The 16796-nt window shown below is 75.0% G+C and carries 18 protein-coding genes; 9 read left to right on the top strand and 9 right to left on the bottom strand.

The genetic code is table 11. From position 1 onward, the window contains the following. Nucleotides 1-117 precede the first annotated feature (117 nt). Nucleotides 118-357, bottom strand: coding sequence for a WhiB family transcriptional regulator (locus tag VGH76_RS16025; RefSeq protein WP_331557701.1), 240 nt, complete (start codon nt 355-357; stop codon nt 118-120). Between the two features lie 319 nt (nt 358-676). Between VGH76_RS16025 and VGH76_RS16020 the strand changes: the two genes are divergently transcribed. From VGH76_RS16020 to VGH76_RS16000, 5 genes are all read left to right on the top strand, one after another. Beyond that, entirely contained in the window at nt 677-1438 is a 762-nt protein-coding gene (locus tag VGH76_RS16020) for a site-2 protease family protein (protein WP_331557687.1), read from the top strand. Between the two features lie 59 nt (nt 1439-1497). Then, nucleotides 1498-2460 carry a 2-phospho-L-lactate transferase gene (gene cofD, locus VGH76_RS16015; protein WP_331557685.1) on the top strand — a complete coding sequence of 321 codons (963 nt, stop codon included), beginning with the start codon at nt 1498-1500 and terminating at the stop codon, nt 2458-2460. Continuing rightward, complete coding sequence (locus VGH76_RS16010) at nt 2453-3820, top strand: coenzyme F420-0:L-glutamate ligase (protein WP_331557684.1); 1368 nt, start codon at nt 2453-2455, stop codon at nt 3818-3820. Before cofD ends, VGH76_RS16010 begins: the two co-directional genes overlap by 8 nt. Next, nucleotides 3817-4353, top strand: a complete 537-nt coding sequence (locus tag VGH76_RS16005) for an NUDIX hydrolase (RefSeq protein ID WP_331557683.1) — start codon at nt 3817-3819, stop codon at nt 4351-4353. Before VGH76_RS16010 ends, VGH76_RS16005 begins: the two co-directional genes overlap by 4 nt. Nucleotides 4354-4877: 524 nt before the next feature. Next, nucleotides 4878-5030 (top strand): hypothetical protein, encoded by a 153-nt coding sequence (locus tag VGH76_RS16000; RefSeq protein WP_331557682.1) that lies wholly within the window; start codon nt 4878-4880, stop codon nt 5028-5030. Here VGH76_RS16000 and VGH76_RS15995 read toward each other — a convergent pair. Together VGH76_RS15995 and VGH76_RS15990 are read right to left on the bottom strand one after the other, a co-directional pair. Then, nucleotides 5000-5941 (bottom strand): DNA-3-methyladenine glycosylase 2 family protein, encoded by a 942-nt coding sequence (locus tag VGH76_RS15995; protein WP_331557681.1) that lies wholly within the window; start codon nt 5939-5941, stop codon nt 5000-5002. The two genes, VGH76_RS16000 and VGH76_RS15995, sit on opposite strands and share 31 nt — an antisense overlap. Further along, nucleotides 5934-7046, bottom strand: coding sequence for an NDP-sugar synthase (locus tag VGH76_RS15990; RefSeq protein WP_331557679.1), 1113 nt, complete (start codon nt 7044-7046; stop codon nt 5934-5936). The genes VGH76_RS15995 and VGH76_RS15990 overlap by 8 nt, the downstream gene beginning before the upstream one ends. 457 nt (nt 7047-7503) lie before the next feature. Here VGH76_RS15990 and VGH76_RS15985 point away from each other — a divergent pair, with 457 nt between their 5' ends. Next, nucleotides 7504-7689 (top strand): hypothetical protein, encoded by a 186-nt coding sequence (locus VGH76_RS15985; protein WP_331557678.1) that lies wholly within the window; start codon nt 7504-7506, stop codon nt 7687-7689. On the opposite strand, the gene VGH76_RS15980 is transcribed toward VGH76_RS15985, so the two are convergent. The 3 genes from VGH76_RS15980 to rfbD all read right to left on the bottom strand — a co-directional run bounded on the left by VGH76_RS15980 (nt 7690) and on the right by rfbD (nt 9993). Further along, nucleotides 7690-8589 carry a glycosyltransferase family 2 protein gene (locus tag VGH76_RS15980; RefSeq protein WP_414637740.1) on the bottom strand — a complete coding sequence of 300 codons (900 nt, stop codon included), beginning with the start codon at nt 8587-8589 and terminating at the stop codon, nt 7690-7692. A gap of 50 nt (nt 8590-8639) precedes the next feature. Beyond that, nucleotides 8640-8930 carry a hypothetical protein gene (locus VGH76_RS15975; protein WP_331557676.1) on the bottom strand — a complete coding sequence of 97 codons (291 nt, stop codon included), beginning with the start codon at nt 8928-8930 and terminating at the stop codon, nt 8640-8642. Nucleotides 8931-9066: 136 nt separating this feature from the next. Continuing rightward, nucleotides 9067-9993: a dTDP-4-dehydrorhamnose reductase gene (gene rfbD, locus VGH76_RS15970; RefSeq protein WP_331557700.1), complete on the bottom strand. Its 927-nt coding sequence runs from the start codon at nt 9991-9993 to the stop codon at nt 9067-9069. 368 nt (nt 9994-10361) lie between these two features. On the opposite strand from rfbD, the gene VGH76_RS15965 reads away from it, so the two are divergent. Beyond that, a complete protein-coding gene (locus VGH76_RS15965) occupies nt 10362-12272 on the top strand; it encodes an LCP family protein (protein ID WP_331557674.1) in 1911 nt (636 codons plus the stop codon). 22 nt (nt 12273-12294) lie between these two features. Continuing rightward, nucleotides 12295-13026, top strand: a complete 732-nt coding sequence (locus tag VGH76_RS15960) for a TIGR03089 family protein (protein ID WP_331557673.1) — start codon at nt 12295-12297, stop codon at nt 13024-13026. Here VGH76_RS15960 and VGH76_RS15955 read toward each other — a convergent pair. Further along, on the bottom strand, nt 13016-14173 hold the full coding sequence (locus VGH76_RS15955) for an acyl-CoA dehydrogenase (RefSeq protein ID WP_331557672.1): 1158 nt from the start codon (nt 14171-14173) through the stop codon (nt 13016-13018). The two genes, VGH76_RS15960 and VGH76_RS15955, sit on opposite strands and share 11 nt — an antisense overlap. 194 nt (nt 14174-14367) lie before the next feature. On the opposite strand from VGH76_RS15955, the gene VGH76_RS15950 reads away from it, so the two are divergent. Further along, the gene (locus tag VGH76_RS15950) at nt 14368-14952 is read left to right on the top strand and encodes a TetR/AcrR family transcriptional regulator (protein ID WP_331557671.1); all 585 of its coding nucleotides are present in this window, start codon (nt 14368-14370) and stop codon (nt 14950-14952) included. Between the two features lie 5 nt (nt 14953-14957). Here the strand turns inward: VGH76_RS15950 and VGH76_RS15945 are convergent, their stop codons facing one another. Continuing rightward, nucleotides 14958-15887, bottom strand: a complete 930-nt coding sequence (locus tag VGH76_RS15945) for an LLM class F420-dependent oxidoreductase (RefSeq protein ID WP_331557670.1) — start codon at nt 15885-15887, stop codon at nt 14958-14960. A 394-nt stretch (nt 15888-16281) separates the two neighbouring features. After that, entirely contained in the window at nt 16282-16785 is a 504-nt protein-coding gene (gene purE / locus VGH76_RS15940) for a 5-(carboxyamino)imidazole ribonucleotide mutase (RefSeq protein ID WP_331557699.1), read from the bottom strand. Between the last annotated feature and the right edge of the window lie 11 nt (nt 16786-16796).

Raw genomic sequence — 16796 nt, 5'->3', positions numbered from 1 at the left:
TCGCGCCGTCACCTCCCCGGCCGGGGCCGGGCGACGTCGAGGGTAGAAGGGCGGTCGCGGACGACCGTCAGGGGAGTGGCCGCGAGCCCCGGGGGACCGACGAGAGCGGCCGCCCGCCTAGACGACGCGACGCTTGAGACGGCGGCGCTCCCTCTCGGAGAGTCCGCCCCAGATGCCGAACCGCTCGTCGTGCCCCAGCGCGTACTCCAGGCACTCCGACCGGACCTCGCAGCTGTTGCAGATCTGCTTGGCCTCCCGGGTCGATCCGCCCTTCTCCGGGAAGAACGCCTCGGGATCGGTCTGCGCGCACAGGGCGCGCTCCTGCCACTCCTGTTCCTCCTCGCCTGCGAGGGCCATCAGCTCCCCGAGGACGTCCTTGGACGCACCTGGTCCGACTGGACCCACCGACCCGATCGAACCCAGCACCACCGACCCGCTCTCCGCACCGTTCACACGGCCTCCCTCACCGCTAGCACTCCCCAGCTGGCGGAGCGCCGGCCCCGCACCGGCGTGTACCTCGCCGTGAATTACAGCGGTGTCGTTCCATGTGGGTCAAGCCGAGCCACTCGGCTGGCCGCATGTCGCGACGGACGGTCGTCACGTGCGGTGAGCGTGATGGGCCCTTGGATGACGCAGCGTGGCAGAAAGGCTAGCGCGGGCCTGGGACACTGGTCTCGTGGCCAGCGTGTTCTCCGCCCGGAGCTCCCCCCGGATCAGTCCGATCTTCCTCGGTCTCGTCCTCGTGACGGCCGGCGGTGGGGCCCTGACGCTCCTCGGCACCCGCATCGCCGTCACCGCGGGCATCGTGATCCTGGTCCTGGCGGGCTGGGCGGTGTCGCTGTGCCTGCACGAGTTCGCGCACGCGCTGGTCGCCGACCGCTGCGGCGACCACTCGGTGCGCGGGCTCGGCTACCTGACCCTCGACATCCGCCGCTACGCCAACATCGGGCTGACCTTCGTGCTCCCGATGCTGTTCCTGCTCATCGGCGGCATCCCGCTGCCGGGCGGGGCGGTCTGGATCCGGCGGGGCGCTCTGCGCTCGCGCGTCGCGGCGAGCATGGTCTCGGCGGCGGGCCCGCTGACCAACCTGGTGCTCGCGTTCCTGCTGGCGCTGCTCGTGCCGCTCGTGCCGCCGCTGCTCGGGGCCGGGATCTCGTTCCTCGCGCTGATCCAGGTCCTCGCCTTCATCCTCAACATCCTGCCCATCCCGGGCCTCGACGGCTGGGGCATCATCGACCCCTACCTGTCCGACCACACCCGCCTCGCGGTGTCGCGCTTCGCGCCCTACGCTCCGCTGGCCCTCTTCGCGGTGCTGATCCTCCTGCGCCCGGTGGCGAGCGCGCTGTTCGGGCTCGCGTCGCTCGTGTACGCCGCCGTCGGCGGCGACATCACCCTGGCGGGCGCCGGCCAGGAGCTGTTCTTCTTCTGGCAGCACTGACGACCGTCCTCTCCCCCTCGGTCGGCACGATGTCGGGGGGCAGGGGCACGATCACCGGTGTGAAGGTGACGGTTCTGGTCGGGGGCGTCGGTGGCGCGCGGTTCCTCCAAGGGGCGCTGGCCGCCCTGGGCGAGGACGCGGAGATCCGCGCGGTCGTCAACGTCGGCGACGACATCTGGTTGCACGGGCTGCGGGTCTGCCCCGACCTCGACACGTGCATGTACACGCTCGGCGGCGGCATCGACACCGCCAAGGGCTGGGGGCGGTCCGACGAGACGTGGTCGGTGAAGGCCGAGCTCGAGGCCTACGGGGCCGACCCGACGTGGTTCGGGCTGGGCGACCGCGACGTCGCCACCCACCTCGTGCGCACCCGGATGCTGCGCGCCGGCTACCCGCTCTCGCAGGTCACCGAGGCCGTCTGCCGGCGCTGGGCGCCCGGGGTCGCGCTCATCCCCGCGAGCGACGACCGCATCGAGACCCACGTCGTCATCGACGACCCCGACACCGGCGAGCGGCGCGCCGTGCACTTCCAGGAGTGGTGGGTGCGCCACCACGCCGAGCCGGTCGCCCACGGATTCGCCTCCGTGGGCCGGGACCAGGCGAGCGCCTGCCCCGCGGCGCTCGCCGCGATCGCCGACGCCGATGTCGTGCTGCTGGCCCCCTCCAACCCGGTGGTGAGCATCGGGACGATCGTCGACGTGCCCGGGATGCGGGCCGCGCTCGCGCAGGCGCCCGGCCCCGTCGTCGGGATCTCCCCGATCATCGACGGCCACGCGGTGCGCGGGATGGCCGAGGCGTGCCTGTCCGCGGTCGGGGTGGAAGTCTCCGCCGAGGGCGTCGCGCGGCACTACGGGGCGCGCTCGGAGGGCGGGCTGCTCGATGGCTGGCTCGTGCACTCCGGGGACACCGCCGAGGTGCCCGGGGTCGCGGTCCGCTCGGTCCCGCTGCTGATGAGCGACGCCGAGGCCACCGCGGCGATGGTGCGCGAGGCGCTGGACGTGGTGGGTCTCGCCGGTGTCTGAGCAGGCAGGCGACCACGCGGCCCTCGAGGGGATCACCGCGTGGGGCATCCCGGGCCTCCCGGAGTTCCGGCCCGGCGACGACCTCACGGCTGCGCTCGCCCGCACCCTGGCACCCACCCTGGCCGACGGCGACGTCGTCGTCGTCACCTCCAAGATCCTGTCCAAGGCCGAGGGCCGGCTCGTGACGGTGCCCCGCGACCCCGAGGAGCGTGACGCCGCCCGCCGTCGGCTGATCGACGGCGAGACGGTGCGGGTGCTCGCGACCAAGGGCCGCACGAAGATCGTCACCAATCGCCTGGGGATCGTGCAGGCGGCGGCCGGGGTGGACGGGTCGAACGTGGCGGGCGACGAGGTCGCGCTGCTGCCCGAGGACCCGGACGGCTCGGCGGAGACGCTGCGGGCGGGGCTCGCGGCGGCGCTCGGGGTGCGGGTCGCGGTCGTCGTCACCGACACCATGGGGCGCTGCTGGCGGCTCGGGCAGACCGACGCCGCGATCGGCTCGGCGGGGCTGGTGGCGCTGCACGGGTATGGCGGCACGCTCGACGCGCAGGGCAACGAACTGCTGGTCACCGAGGTCGCCGTCGCCGATGAGGTCGCCGCCGCGGCCGACCTGGTCAAGGGCAAGCTCGGCGGGGTGCCGGTGGCCGTGGTGCGCGGGCTGCGGCACCTCATCGGGGCCGGGCGCTCGGCCGGCAAGCTGGTGCGCCCCGTCGAGGAGGACCTGTTCTGGCTCGGCACCGCCGAGGCGCTCGCCCGGGGCGCGCGGGAGGCCGTGCCGGCCCGGCGGTCGGTCCGGGCGTTCGGCGCCGACCCGGTCGACCCCGAGGCGGTGCGCCGCGCAGTGGCCGCCGGGCTCACCGCGCCGGCCCCGCACCACTCGCGGCCGGTGCGCTTCGTCTGGGTGCGGGACCGTGAGCGGCGGACGGCGCTGCTGGACGCCCTGGCCGACGCGTGGCGGCGCGACCTCTCCGGCGACGGTTTCACCGAGGAGCAGATCGCCCGGCGGATGTCGCGGGGTGACCTGCTGCGCACGGCCCCGGAGCTGGTGCTGCCCTTCCTGGTGCGCGGCCCCGACGGCGGGGCGCACGACTACCCCGACGAGCAGCGCGCCGCCTGCGAGCGGTCGATGTTCACGGTGGCCGGGGGCGCGGCGGTGCAGGGCCTGCTCGTGGCGCTGGCCGCCGAGGGCCTCGGCTCGTGCTGGGTCGGGTCGACGATCTTCGCCGCGGACGTCGCCCGGTCGGCGCTGGAGCTGCCGCCGGAGTGGGAGCCGCTCGGGGCGGTCGCCGTCGGGCACCCGGCCTCGGACGTCCCGACGCGCGGGGAGGTCGTCGCCGACGACCGGCTGGTGGAGCGGTGAGGGAGCCGACCGCAGCGGTGCACGCCGACGCCACGGCCACCCTCGCCGCCTGGGAGGCCCCCGACGCCGGGCAGGCCGCCCTCCGCGAGGCGCTCCTGGCCTACCTCGCGGGCCGGCCCGACGCCTGCTCCCGGTCCTGCGCGTCCGGGCACCTCACCGCCTCGGCGCTCGTGGTGGACGACGCCGTCGAGCACGCCCTGCTCACGCTGCACCCGAGGGTCGGGCGGTGGCTGCAGCTCGGCGGACACATCGAACCGACCGACACGACGCTGCGGGGGGCCGCGCTGCGCGAGGCGGCCGAGGAGTCGGGGATCGCGGGGCTGACGATCTCGGAGGAGCCGGTCCACCTGGACGTGCACCCGGTGACCTGCTCACTCGGCGTCCCGACCCGCCACCTCGACGTCCGCTACCTCGTCCGCGCTCCGGCGGGGGCCCGGGCGGTGCGCAGCGAGGAGTCGGTGGACCTGCGGTGGTGGCCACTGGGTGAGCTGCCCGACGACGTCGCCTTCGGCCGGGCCCTGCTGCTGCGCTGAGCGGGTCGCCGGAGACCCGTGATCCGTGTGCGAGGCGCACGGCCGGCGGAGGCGGCGTGAACCCGCGGAGCACCGGTGTGAACGATCACGAGGATGACGAGCAGCCCGCCCCGGCAGCCGTGTGTGGGGCGCGCACAGCCGACCGAGGCGGTATCCGCTCCCGGAACACCCGTGCGCGGCGAACACGGTCCCGACGCCCATCACGTGCGCGCGTGCGCGCAACACACACCCCTGCGGCCCGGACACCCGGCAACGTTTGCGACACGCACCCTCGCTCCGGCGCCTCGCCGCCGTGAGCGTGTGCGCGATGCACATCTCATGCAACCCGGTGCTGCGATCACCCCGACCGTGTGCGCCACGCACCTCGACAGCAGCCCGTACTCGCGCCACCGCAACCGTGCGCGCAGCACGCACGGTGAGAGGTCAGCCGGCCGCGAGCGCGTCCCGGGCGTAGGCGGCCGTGCCGGCAGCGTGGTGATGCAGGGCCTCGGCCAGCGCTCCCGGACCGCGTCGAGCACCTCGAGGTGACCACGCAGCGCCGCCTCGGCGCCCGCGCCCGCCGCGCCGTCGAGAGCCGCCCCGACCTCGTCGTCGGACAGACCGAGGGCACGCCGGAGCAGGACCCGCTGGAGCCCGGCACGCGCACCTACATCTCGCGGAAGTCGCGGGGCGAGTAGCGGGGCCCGAACCGCGGGCGCCGGAACCCAGAGGCCTCGATGTAGCGGACCGCGCGCTGGCGCTGCGGTGCGTAGCAGGCGAGGACCTCGAGCATGCCGGCGTCGTCGAGCTTCCGGCCGACGAGGGCGTACCCGACGGTCGAGGGGATGTGGAAGTCGCCGACCGAGACGGCGTCCGGGTCGCCCCACGCGCGCTGGGCCACCTCGGCGGCCGTCCACACCCCGATGCCGGGGATCTTGCGCAGCAGTGAGCGCCCCTCGACCCCCCGCAGCTCGACCGCCTTCTCCAGACGGTGGGCCACCGTCGCCGACGCCAGGATCGCCCGACGCCGGGCGCTGTCCACACCGGCCTTGTGCCACTCCCAGTCCGGGATGGCCTTGGTGTCGCGCGGGGTCGGCGGGACCCGCATGCCCTTCGGGGCCGGCCCGGGGGCGGCGGAGCCGAACCGCCAGCACAGCTCGCGCCACGAACGGTGGGCCTCGATCCCGGTGACCTTCTGCTCGAGGATCGCCGCGAACAACTGGTCCCACACCGCGCCACAGGACCCCAGCCGCAGGCCGGGCATGCGGTGGCGCGCCTCCGCGACGACGGGGTGGTGCCCGACGAAGCCGGCGTCGTCGTCGTCCGCGCCCAGCAGGGCGGGCAGGCCGTCGAGCACCCACTCGGCGCCGTCGCCCCACGCGTCGGCGACCACCTCGGTGCGGGAGCGGCGGATGCGCGTCGTGGCCGGGCCGCCCGGCGTCGAGCAGACTCGCCAGACGACCCCGGCCTCGTCGACGCGGCAGGTGGGGTCGCCGCGGCCGTGCCGCAGCGGACCGATCAGGGCGGCGACGTCGAGGACGAAGCCCGGCTCCCACCGCCGGGTCCGCGCCGAAGCAGGTGCCTCCGCGACGGGCTGGACCTCAGGCACTCCCCGAGAATCGCAGACCGCCGTCCGGGATGGTGATGCCGGGCCAGAGCCGCACGCCCTCACGCAGCTCGCACCCGGCGCCGACCGAGACGCCGTCACCGACGACCGCGTCGCTCACCACGGTCTCGTCGCCGATCGTCGCGCCCGGGCCGATGACCGAGCGGGTCACGGTGACGTTGTCCCCGATCCGGGCGCCGTCCATGACCACCGACCCGATGATCCGCGAACCGTCGCCGACCACCACCTCGCGGCCGAGCGTCGTGCCGTCCGAGAGCGACGCCGACGCCGCCGTCTTGGCCCCCGGCAGCAGCAGCGCCGTCCCGACGGAGCCCGGCAGGGCGGAGGTCGGCGCGATCCCCTGCACCAGGTCGGCGCAGCCGCGGACGAAGGCGGCCGGGGTGCCGAGGTCGAGCCAGTAGGACGACTCCACGTGGCCCTGCAGCCGTGCCCCGGAGCGCAGCAGGCCCGGGAACGTCTCGCGCTCGACGGAGACGGCGCGGCCGGTCGGGATCGCGTCGACCACCTCGCGGCGGAACACGTAGCAGCCGGCGTTGACCTGGTCCGTCGGCGGGTTGAGCGTCTTCTCGAGGAACGCCTGCACCCGGCCGGAGGAGTCGGTGGGCACGCAGCCGAACGCGGTCGGGTCCGCGACCTTGACCAGGTGCAGCGTCGCGTCGGCCCCCGCGGAGCGGTGCTCGTCGACGACGGCGGACAGGTCGACCCCGGAGAGGATGTCGCCGTTGAAGACCATGACCTCGTCGTGGTGCTCCTCGAGCGCGTCCGCCGCGTGCCGGATGCCGCCCCCGGTGCCGAGCGGCTCGGGCTCGGGCACACAGTCGAGCTGCAGGCCGAAGGCGGAGCCGTCCCCGAGGTAGTCCGCGAAGACCTCGGCGCGGTAGGAGGTGCCGAGCACCACCCGCCGGATCCCGGCCGCCGCGATCCGCGAGAGCAGGTGCCCGATGAACGGCACCCCCGCCGTCGGCAGCATCGGTTTGGGCGTCGAGGCGGTCAGCGGCCGCAGCCTGCTCCCCTGTCCGCCGACGAGCACGACGGCCGCCGTCCGGTCCAGCGTCCCGGCCTCGCCACGTCCCCCCGTGGTGTCCACGACCGACCTCCCTGATGATCGTGTGGGCCCGGTGTGACGACGCCGTCGCGTCCGGGCGCTACTGTGAGATTCCCTCGGCACGTGACCGGACGGCCTCCGTCGTCGGGGCCCACTCCGACCGAGATCGGGCAGGAGAAGCGTGGTGGAGCCGACGAACGCCTGGGACCGTGCTCAGCAGGCTATCGCCCGCGCGCAGCAACGCAACGGCACGGTCGTGACCCCCGACAACGCCGAGTCACCGTTCGACGCGTCCCAGACGCAGATGATCCCCACTCCGCTGAACCCCGACGGCTCCATGCCGACGCAGGGTCACCGGGGACGCCCGGCCCCCGCACCCCGTCCCCCGGGTGACGGCCGCCGAGCGGGCCCCGGGCCGAATCCGTCGTGGGACGGGCGGGGTCGGGGCTGGCCGAGCGAGCCGGAGACGACACCGGTCGAGGTCTCGGACCCCACGCTGATGCGCCCCGTGCCCCAGGACGCCCCCACCGTGCGCACCTCCCGCCCGCGCACGGCGCCGTTCCCCGCGCAGAACGCGCCGGCGAACGGGCACGAGCGGCGCGGCCCCGGGCCGGACGACACGCCCACCACCCCGCCGGTCGGCATCCGGGTGCCGTGGTGGAAGCGGCTCTTCGGCCGACGCTGATCAGTCCTTGCGCGTGGCCCAGCGCACCCGCGCGGCCAGCGCCGTCCGCAGCCCGGCCCGCAGCGGGGCCCAGCGCCGGCCCCGATAGCGGTCGGCCAGGAAGCGGTAGGCGCTGCGGTGGTGCTCGCGCAGCATCCGCGCCGACGTCGGGGCGTCGCGGGTGGTGGCGTGCCCGCCGGTGTGCACCACCGTCGCCTCCGGGACGTAGACGTTGAGCCACCCCGCCCGGCCGAGTCGGTCCCCGAGGTCGACGTCCTCGAAGTACATGAAGTACCGCGGGTCGAACCCGTCCACCGAGTCCCACGCCTCGCGGCGCAGCAGCACGCACGAGCCGGAGAGCCAGCCCGCCGTCCGCTCCTCGACCACGCCCTCCTGCCGGTAGGAGCGCGTCCAGGGGTTGCCGGGCCAGACCGCGCCGAACAGCGCGTGCCCCACCCCGCGTCCGAGCGAGGGCTGGAGCCGCGCGGAGGGGTAGACCTCGTCGTCGGTGTGGATGAGCGGGCCGAGCGACCCCGCCCGCGGCCACCGCGCCGCCGCCTCGAGCAGCGTGTCCAGCGACTTCGGGCCGAGCACGATGTCGGGGTTGCTGACGAGCACCCACCCGATCGACTCGTCGAGCCCCGCGACGGCGCGGTTGGCGGCGGCCCCGTAGCCGAGGTTCTCGCCGATCCGCAGCAGGTCGGCCCGCCCGGCGGCCGCGGCGGCCTCGGGCGCGCCGTCGACCGACCCGTTGTCGGCGAGCACCACGTGGACGGGACGGTCGGTCCCGACCGACAGCGAGTCCAGGAACGTCGGGAGCGAGTCGCCCGGGGAGTAGGTGACGACGACGACCGCGAGTCCGTCGCCGTAGGTGCGCAGGGCGCCGGTGCTGCCGTGAGGAGCCGCGGTCATGCGGTGCATCCTCGCGGAGAGGGCGCCGGGCGGGCCGCGCGCCCCGCCGGAGGGGCCCGTCAGGCGCGGCGGCGGACCTCGTCGCTGGCGGGCAGCGCGAGCGGCCAGTACCGCCACGAGTCCGGTCCGACCCCGCCGGTGTTCGCCGTGGCCGGGCGCGGCGCGGTGGCCGGGCCCTCGCCGGAGCGGCGGTGGGAGGTGGAGACGCCGAGCGGACCGTCGCCGAGGGTCGTGCGGCGGGTGGCGCGGTCCATGCGCGCCTTCAGCCGATGGCGCTCCCGGCCGGCGTCGACCACCAGCCAGACCGCGACCACACCCAGGAGTGCGAGCAGGACCGTCTCCAGCGCCATGCCGGACCAACGCGCGAGTCGCCGGGAGGTGACGCCCCGTCGGCGACACGCCTCGACGGGTCCGGATTCCGGGGGCGCCGGGTGGCCACGGTCACCGTGCCCGCCGCCCGACCGTCCGGCGTCTGACGATTACCCCTCAGCGCACCGCCGGCGTGTGCCCGAGGAGGTCCGGATGCCGCCGGACGGCCGACGCGAGCGCCTCCCGCCACGGACGGAGGGCGGGCAGGCCGGCGGCGGTCCACGAGGCCGGGGAGAGCACCGACCAGGCCGGACGCGGCGCGGGACGGGGGAACTGCTCGGTGGTGCAGCCCTGCACCCGGGCGGGGTCGGCGCCGAGCTCGTCGAACACCGCCCGGGCGAAGCCGCACCACGTCGTGACCCCGCCGCCGGTCGCATGAAGGGTGCCGGGCGCCGCGTCCGAGCGTCCGAGGGCGACCAGCCCGGCCGCGAGGTCCGCGGACCACGTCGGCGAGCCGTACTGGTCGTCGACGACGGTGAGGGTCTCGCGCTCCCCGGCCAGCCTGGCCATCGTCCGGACGAAGTTGGCCCCGGTCCCCCCGTAGACCCACGCCGTGCGCACCACGTGGTGGGCCGCCGCGGCCTCCCCGACCCGCTGCTCGCCCTCCTCCTTGGTGCGCCCGTAGACCCCGGCCGCGCCGGTCGGGTCGTCGGGCTCGTAGCCGGCCGCCCCGCCGTCGGGGGCGGTGCGGCCGCGCGGGCCCGCGCCGTCGAAGACGTAGTCGGTGGAGACGTGCACGATCCGTGCCGCGTGCCGCGCGCACGCCGCGGCGAGCAGCCCGGGCGCGACCGCGTTGACGGCGTGGGCGGCACGCGCCGCCTCCGGGTCGGTCTCGGCCAGATCGACGGCGGTGAAGGCGGCGGCGTTGAGCAGCACCGCGCGCTCGTCCCCTTCCCCGGCCGCCCACGCCCCGACGGCGCGCTCGACCGCGTCGCCGTCGGTGATGTCCAGTTCGGGACGGGTGTACGCGGTGACCGGCTCGTCCTGCTCCCGCAGCAGGCGCACGAGGTCCGTGCCGAGCGCCCCACCCGCTCCCGTGACCATCCAGCGCACGTCGTGACCCTCCTGTCGTGGGCGTCGCGGCGGTCCCGATCTCCCCGGGACGTGAACGGTCCCGGCGGGCTCCTCCCGGCTCCGGGACCCCGCGTCTGCGTGTGTCATCCTCCGACGCGCCGTGAGCCGTCCGAACGGGTGGTGGGCACGAAAAGCGCAGGGCGCCGTCTAGCCTGCCCTCCAGGCTGGGGTGTCGGACGACGATGTCCTCTCCAGGAGGGCACGCCTCCCGGCGAGGGTGCCCCGCGGCGCACGCGACCCGAACGTCGAGCCCACCCGACGACCGAGACCGACCGACCCCGACCGACCCCGACCCCGACTGACCCGATCCGCCCGACGAGATCGCGAAGGGAGGCTGCGTGGAGGACGAGCGCGGGCGTCCCCGCGGCGATCCCGGCCGCCGGTTCGGGCCCTCCGCCGGCCGCGGGCCCACCGAGGCGCCCGCTCCCCCGGCGGCCGGCCCCCCGCGCGGCGCGTCCGGCGGCCCGGCGAACACCTCGGCGAATCTGCGTCGCGGCGACCTGCAGGAGATGCGCCCGGCCGGCCAGGGCCGGGACCGGCGCGGCACCGTCGGGTTCCGCGACGACGCGCCGCTGCGCGGCGAGGCCCCGTCGGACGAGGGCCGGGTCCGCGACGACGGCCGGGTCCGCGACGACGGCCGCGTCCGCGACGACGGCCGGCCGCGGGACGGTGCGGCGCCGCCGGCGCGTCCGACGTCGAAGTCCGGCCGCCGGCCGGACGGGCCCCCCGTTCCCCCGCCGCCCCGGCGCAGCGCCCCGGCGCGACCCGGACCGCCGCCCGCGCGCCCCAAGGCGCCGGCCGCCGCTCCCGCCGAGAAGCCACCGGGACGAGGCGGACGCCGGCTGCTGCGCATCAACGCCGTCGTCGCCTCCGCCCTGGTCTTCACGATCAGCGGCACCGCGTGGGCGGCCCTCTCGGGCAGCTTCGCGAGCTCGGGTGCCCTGTCGAAGAAGGGCACCGCCGCCGACGGGGCCACCGACATCCTGCTCGTGGGGACCGACAGCCGGACCGACGCGCAGGGCAACCCGCTGCCGCGCGACGTCCTCAACCAACTCGCCGCCGGCTCCGCGGACGGCGAGCTCAACACCGACACGATGATGCTGGTCCGGGTGCCGAACGACGGCAGCCGCGCGGTGGCCTTCTCGCTGCCCCGCGACAGCTACGTCCCGCTCCCGGGCGGCGGCAAGGGCAAGCTGAACTCGGTCTACCCGGGCGCCAAGGCCGCCGAGACGCAGCAGCTCATGGCCGGTGGCGAGCGCAACGGCGCCGATGTCGACGTCAAGTCCTCCGAGGCCGGGCGGCAGGCCCTCATCGACGCCGTCCAGGAGCTCACCGGCATCGGGGTCGACCACTACGCCGAGGTCAACCTGCTCGGGTTCTACAACCTGACCAACGCCATCGGCGGCGTCGACGTCTGCCTCAAGAACGCCGTCGACGACGACTTCTCCGGCGCCCACTTCGGCGCCGGCCCCCGGACCGTGCAGGGCAAGGACGCGCTCGCCTTCGTCCGCCAGCGCCACGGGCTCCCGCTCGGCGACCTCGACCGGGTCCGGCGCCAGCAGGCCTTCCTCGCCGGCCTCTCCCACAAGATCCTCTCGGCGGGCACCCTCGCCGACCCGGTGACGCTGACCCGCCTGCTCGACGCGGTGAAGCAGTCGGTGATCCTCGACCAGGGCTGGGACCTGCTCGGACTCGCCCAGCAGATGCAGGGCGTCTCCGGTGGCGCCGTCACCTTCATGACGATCCCGACGCTGGGCGGGGAGAACACCTCGGCCGGCGACGCCCTCAAGGTCGACCCCGTGGAGGTCCAGCAGTTCGTCGCCGACGCCATCGGCCCGAAGCAGGCCCCGGCGGCGGTACCGACCGGTCCCCCGCCGGCGAACATCCCGGTCGACGTCCGCAACGCCTCGGGCACCGAGGGGGCAGCAGCCCGCGTCGTGCAGATCCTCGGCGCCCAGGGCTACACGCGCGTGACCTCGGGCAACGCCGAGCAGCACACGGGCAATTCGGCCGTGGTGTCCGCGCCGGGCAGCGAGGCGGCCGCCGGCGTCGTCTCGAAGACGCTCGGGGGCCTGCCGAGCCGCACCGACGCGACGGTGCCCCCGGGCACCGTCCGCGTGCTGCTGGCGTCGGACTACAAGGGCCCGGGTGCGGTGATCACCCAGCCGACCGGCGACTCGGCCGACGCCGCGCCGCCGCCGCCCGCCCAGCCACCGATCACCGCCGACGGGATCCCGTGCGTCAACTGAGGCCGCCTACGCTCGTCGGTCGATGACCGTCACCGATGCGCTGCTCGCCCCCGTCCTCGCCGCCGATCCCCGCCGCCCGTTGATCACCTTCTACGACGACGCGACCGGCGAGCGGCTCGAGTTCTCCGGGGAGACGCTGGCGAACTGGATCGCCAAGACCGCGAACTTCCTGCGCGACGAGTGCGACGTCGAGCCGGGGATGCGGGTGGCCGTGCTCCTGCCCGCCCACTGGCAGACCGCGGTGGCACTGCTGGGCGCCTGGTGGAACGGGGCGGTGGTCACCGCCGACCCGGCGGGCGCCGACGTCGCCCTCGCCGACGCCGAGCACCTCGACGCGGCGGGCGCGGCAGACCTTGTCGTCGGGTTCTCGCTGGACGCCTTCGGGCGCCCGCTCGCGGAGCTGCCGGCCGACGCCGTGGATTACGCGAGCGAGGTCCGCCTGCACGGCGACGTGTTCGCGCCGTCGTCACCGGTGCCCGGCGGCGCGCCGGCCCTGGACGACGCGACCGTCGACGACGTCGTCGGGACCGCCCGCCGTCGGGCGGCTGAGCTGGGGTACGACGCCGGGTCGCGCGTGCTGTCGGTCGCGGACTGGCCGCTGGACCTGGCCAGCCCGGACCGTCGAGCCGGCCTCGTCGACGGCCTGCTCGCGGTGCTCGCCGCCGGGGGCTCCCTGGTCCAGGTGCGCCACCCCGACCCCGCGGCGCTGGACCGCAAGGCCGAGGTGGAGAAGGCGACGCTCGTCAGCCTTTGAGCACCTGGCGGGCCATCACCATGCGCTGGATCTGGTTGGTGCCCTCGTAGATCTGGGTGATCTTGGCGTCGCGCATCATGCGCTCGACCGGGAAGTCGGTGGTGTAGCCGGCGCCGCCGAAGAGCTGGACGGCGTCCGTCGTCACCTCCATCGCGGTGTCCGAGGCGAAGCACTTCGAGGCCGACGCGATCAGCCCGATGTTCTTCTCGCCCCGCTCGGCCTTCGCCGCCGCGACGTAGACGAGGTGGCGGGCCGCCTCGATCTTCATCGCCATGTCGGCCAGCATGAACTGCACGCCCTGGTTGTCGGCGATCGCCCGGCCGAACTGCTTGCGGTCGCGGACGTAGTCCACGGCGGCGTCGAGGGCGCCCTGGGCGATGCCGACGGCCTGCGCGCCGATCGTCGGGCGGGTGTGGTCCAGGGTCGCGAACGCCGTCTTCAGGCCGGTGCCGGGCTCGCCGATGATCCGGTCGCCAGGGATGCGGCAGTTCTCGAAGTGGATCTCAGTGGTGGGCGAGCCCTTGATGCCGAGCTTGTGCTCCTTGGGCCCGACGCTGAACCCCTCGTCGTCCTTGTGGACGACGAACGCGGAGATGCCGTTGGCACCCTTGTCGGGGTCGGTCTTGGCCATCACGGTGTACCAGTCGGAGACGCCGCCGTTGGTGATCCAGGCCTTCGTGCCGTTGAGGACCCAGTCGTCGCCGTCCTGCTGGGCGCGGGTGCGCATCGAGACGGTGTCCGACCCGGCCTCGCGCTCGGAGAGCGCGTAGCTGATCATCGACTTGCCGGAGGCGACGCTGGGCAGGACCTTGTGCTTGAGCTCCTCCGAGCCCGACAGGATGATCGGCATCGAGCCGAGCTTGTTCACCGCAGGGATCAGCGAGGCCGACGCGTCGACCCGCGCGACCTCCTCGATGACCATGCAGGCGATGATCGAGTCGGCGCCCTCGCCCTGGTAGGCCTCGGGGATGTGGATCGCCTGGAAGCCGGCCGCCGTCAGCGCGTCGCGGGCCTCCTGCGGGAACCGCGGCGTGGAGTCGACCTCCGCCGCGTACGGCGCGATCTCCTTCTCGCACAGCGCGCGGACCGACTCCCGCAGCGCGGCGCGCTCCTCGCCCAGGTCGTAGACGTCGAACTCCGGGTCCACCGCGAACTCCTCCCGCTGCAACGCTGTCGCCCTGACGGTACCGCGAGGTGCTAGGACGTCCTACGGTCCGCGGTTGTCGACTCCGTCTCCTGATCGTCACGGCCCGCCGGTGCTCGCATCCTGTCTCCCGTAGCAGTACGCTCGGATCGGCAACGGCGTCCGCGGCTCCGCGACGACCCACCCGGGAGGCCTCCGTGCCCAAGCTCGTCGACCATGCGCAGCGCCGGGACGAGATGGCCGAGGCGCTCTGGCGGATCGCGGCCTACGACGGGCTCGAGGCGGTCAGCCTCAACCGCGTCGCGGCCGAGGCCGGGGTGTCCAAGGGCCGCGTCCAGCACTACTTCGCCTCCCGCGACGACCTGCTCGACTTCACCGCCGAGCACCTGATCGACCGGGTGACGAGCCGGATGAAGGCCGCCGTGGCGACGGCGCCCGACGCGCTCACCGCCGCCCGGAACGCGCTCCTGGAGGTCATGCCCCTGCACGAGGACTCGGTGGTCGACACCCGCGTCGGGGCCGCCTTCCTCATCCGCGCCCTGGGCGACGACGCCCTGCGCGCGCGCTACCGGCAGCGCAACACCCAGTTCCTCACCCTCCTCGCCGGGTACCTCACGAGCGCGCGGGACGAGGGCCTGCTCGCGCGTGGCCGCGAGCCGGGCGCGCTCGCCGTCGAGCTGTTCGCCCTGGCCAACGGGCTCAAGGAACCGCTGCTCCTCGGGGACCTGACGCCGTCGCTGGCGACCGCCCTCGTCGACGACGCGCTGGCCCGGCTGGCCTGAGGAGGTCACGCCAGCTGCGGGGCCACCTGGCCGGCCACGATCTCGAGCTGGTCGAGATCGGCGAGGTCGAGGGTCTGCAGGTAGACGCGGGTGATGCCGGCCCGCTCGCGCCACCGGCCGAGCTTGTCCACGATCTCGGCGGGCGTGCCGGCGAGCGGGTTGTCCCGCAGCTTCTCGCGGTCCGCCCCGAGGGCGTCGGCCCGGCGGGCGACGGCGGCGTCGTCGCGACCGATCACCAGCTGGTGCGCCGCGGACCGGACGAGGTCGGCGGGGTCGCGGCCGGCCGCCGAGCAGGCCTCGGCGACCCGCTCGTACTGGGGTGCGGCGTCGTCGAGGGCGGCGAACGGGATGTTGAACTCGGCCGCGAACCGCGCGGCGAGCTGAGGGGTGCGGCGTTTGCCCATCCCGCCGACGATCACCGGGATCGGGTGGGCCGGTTTGGGGAGCGCGGGTGAGTCGACGAGGGAGTAGTGGTCGCCGGTGAAGTCGTACGTCTCGCCCACGGGGGTGCCCCACAGCCCGGTGACGATCTCGAGCTGCTCGGTCAGGCGGGCGAACCGCTCCCCCAGCGGCGGGAACGGGATGCCGTAGCCGGTGTGCTCGGCCTCGTACCAGCCGGCGCCGAGCCCGAGCTCGATGCGCCCCCCGGACATCTGGTCGGCCTGGGCCACCGCGATCGCGAGCGGGCCGGGGAGCCGGAATGTCGCGGAGGTGACGAGCGTGCCCAGCCGGATGCGCTCGGTCTGCACGGCCAGCGCGGAGAGCGTCGTCCAGGCGTCGGTCGGTCCGGGCTGCCCGGGGACGCCGCCCATCGCCCGGTAGTGGTCCGAGCGGAAGAACGCGTCGAAGCCCGCGTCCTCGGCCGCTCGGGCCACCCGGAGGAGATCTGCGTAGAAGGCGCCCTGCTGGGGCTCGGTGAAGATCCTCAGGTCCACCGCATCCAGCCTATCCCGGGCGCGATCACGAGGACCCGAGACTGTCGGGGGTCGGTTCTATGGTCCGCGGCATGGAGCAGGACCAGGTCGGGATGGTCGTGGGGCTCGCCGCGGAGCTGGCGTGGCCGCGGGTCGCCCGTGCGGTGCTCGACGGCCGGCTGGACCCCGAGGCCGCGACGGTGCTGGGCGAGGCGCTCGACCTGCTGCATCCCAACGACGAGGGCGAGGAGTGTCTCGTGGAGCGGGCGTGCGGAATGACGCTCGAGGAGCTCGACCGGTTCGTGGACGACCTGGTCGACCAGGGCCTCGACGGGTCGGTGGCGACGAGCCCGTGCGGCACCGTGACCGCCGACGGCGGCACGACGACGCCCGTGAGCGGGTGGACGGGTCGTCGTCAGGACTCGGCGGGCCCGAGCTTGCGGACGGCCTCGTCCTTGCCCTCCACGGAGGCGCGCAGCTCGGCCTGGAAGTCGGCCATCCGTGCGGCGAGGCCCGCGTCGGCCGCGGCGAGGATGCGCACGGCCAGCAGCCCGCCGTTGCGGGCGCCCCCGATCGACACGGTGGCCACCGGCACCCCGGCCGGCATCTGCACGATCGAGAGGAGGGAGTCCATCCCGTCGAGGTGCTTGAGCGGCACCGGCACGCCGATCACCGGGAGCACCGTCGCCGCGGCGACCATCCCCGGCAGATGCGCCGCACCGCCCGCCCCGGCGACGACGACGCGCAGGCCGCGCTCCGCAGCCGACTCCGACCACTCGAGCATCGCCCGCGGGGTCCGGTGCGCGGAGAGGACGCGCGCCTCCCACGGCACGCCGAACTCGTCGAGCGCCGCTGCCGCGGCCTGCATCGTCGGCCAGTCGGAGTCACTGCCCATGACGATGCCCACGAGCGGGGGCAGCCGGGTCCCGG

The organism is Actinomycetospora sp., assembly GCF_036497585.1.
Lineage (GTDB): Bacteria > Actinomycetota > Actinomycetes > Mycobacteriales > Pseudonocardiaceae > Actinomycetospora.
The sequence above is the reverse complement of the archived record's forward strand: the minus strand, read 5'-3'. Positions and strand labels throughout refer to the sequence as shown.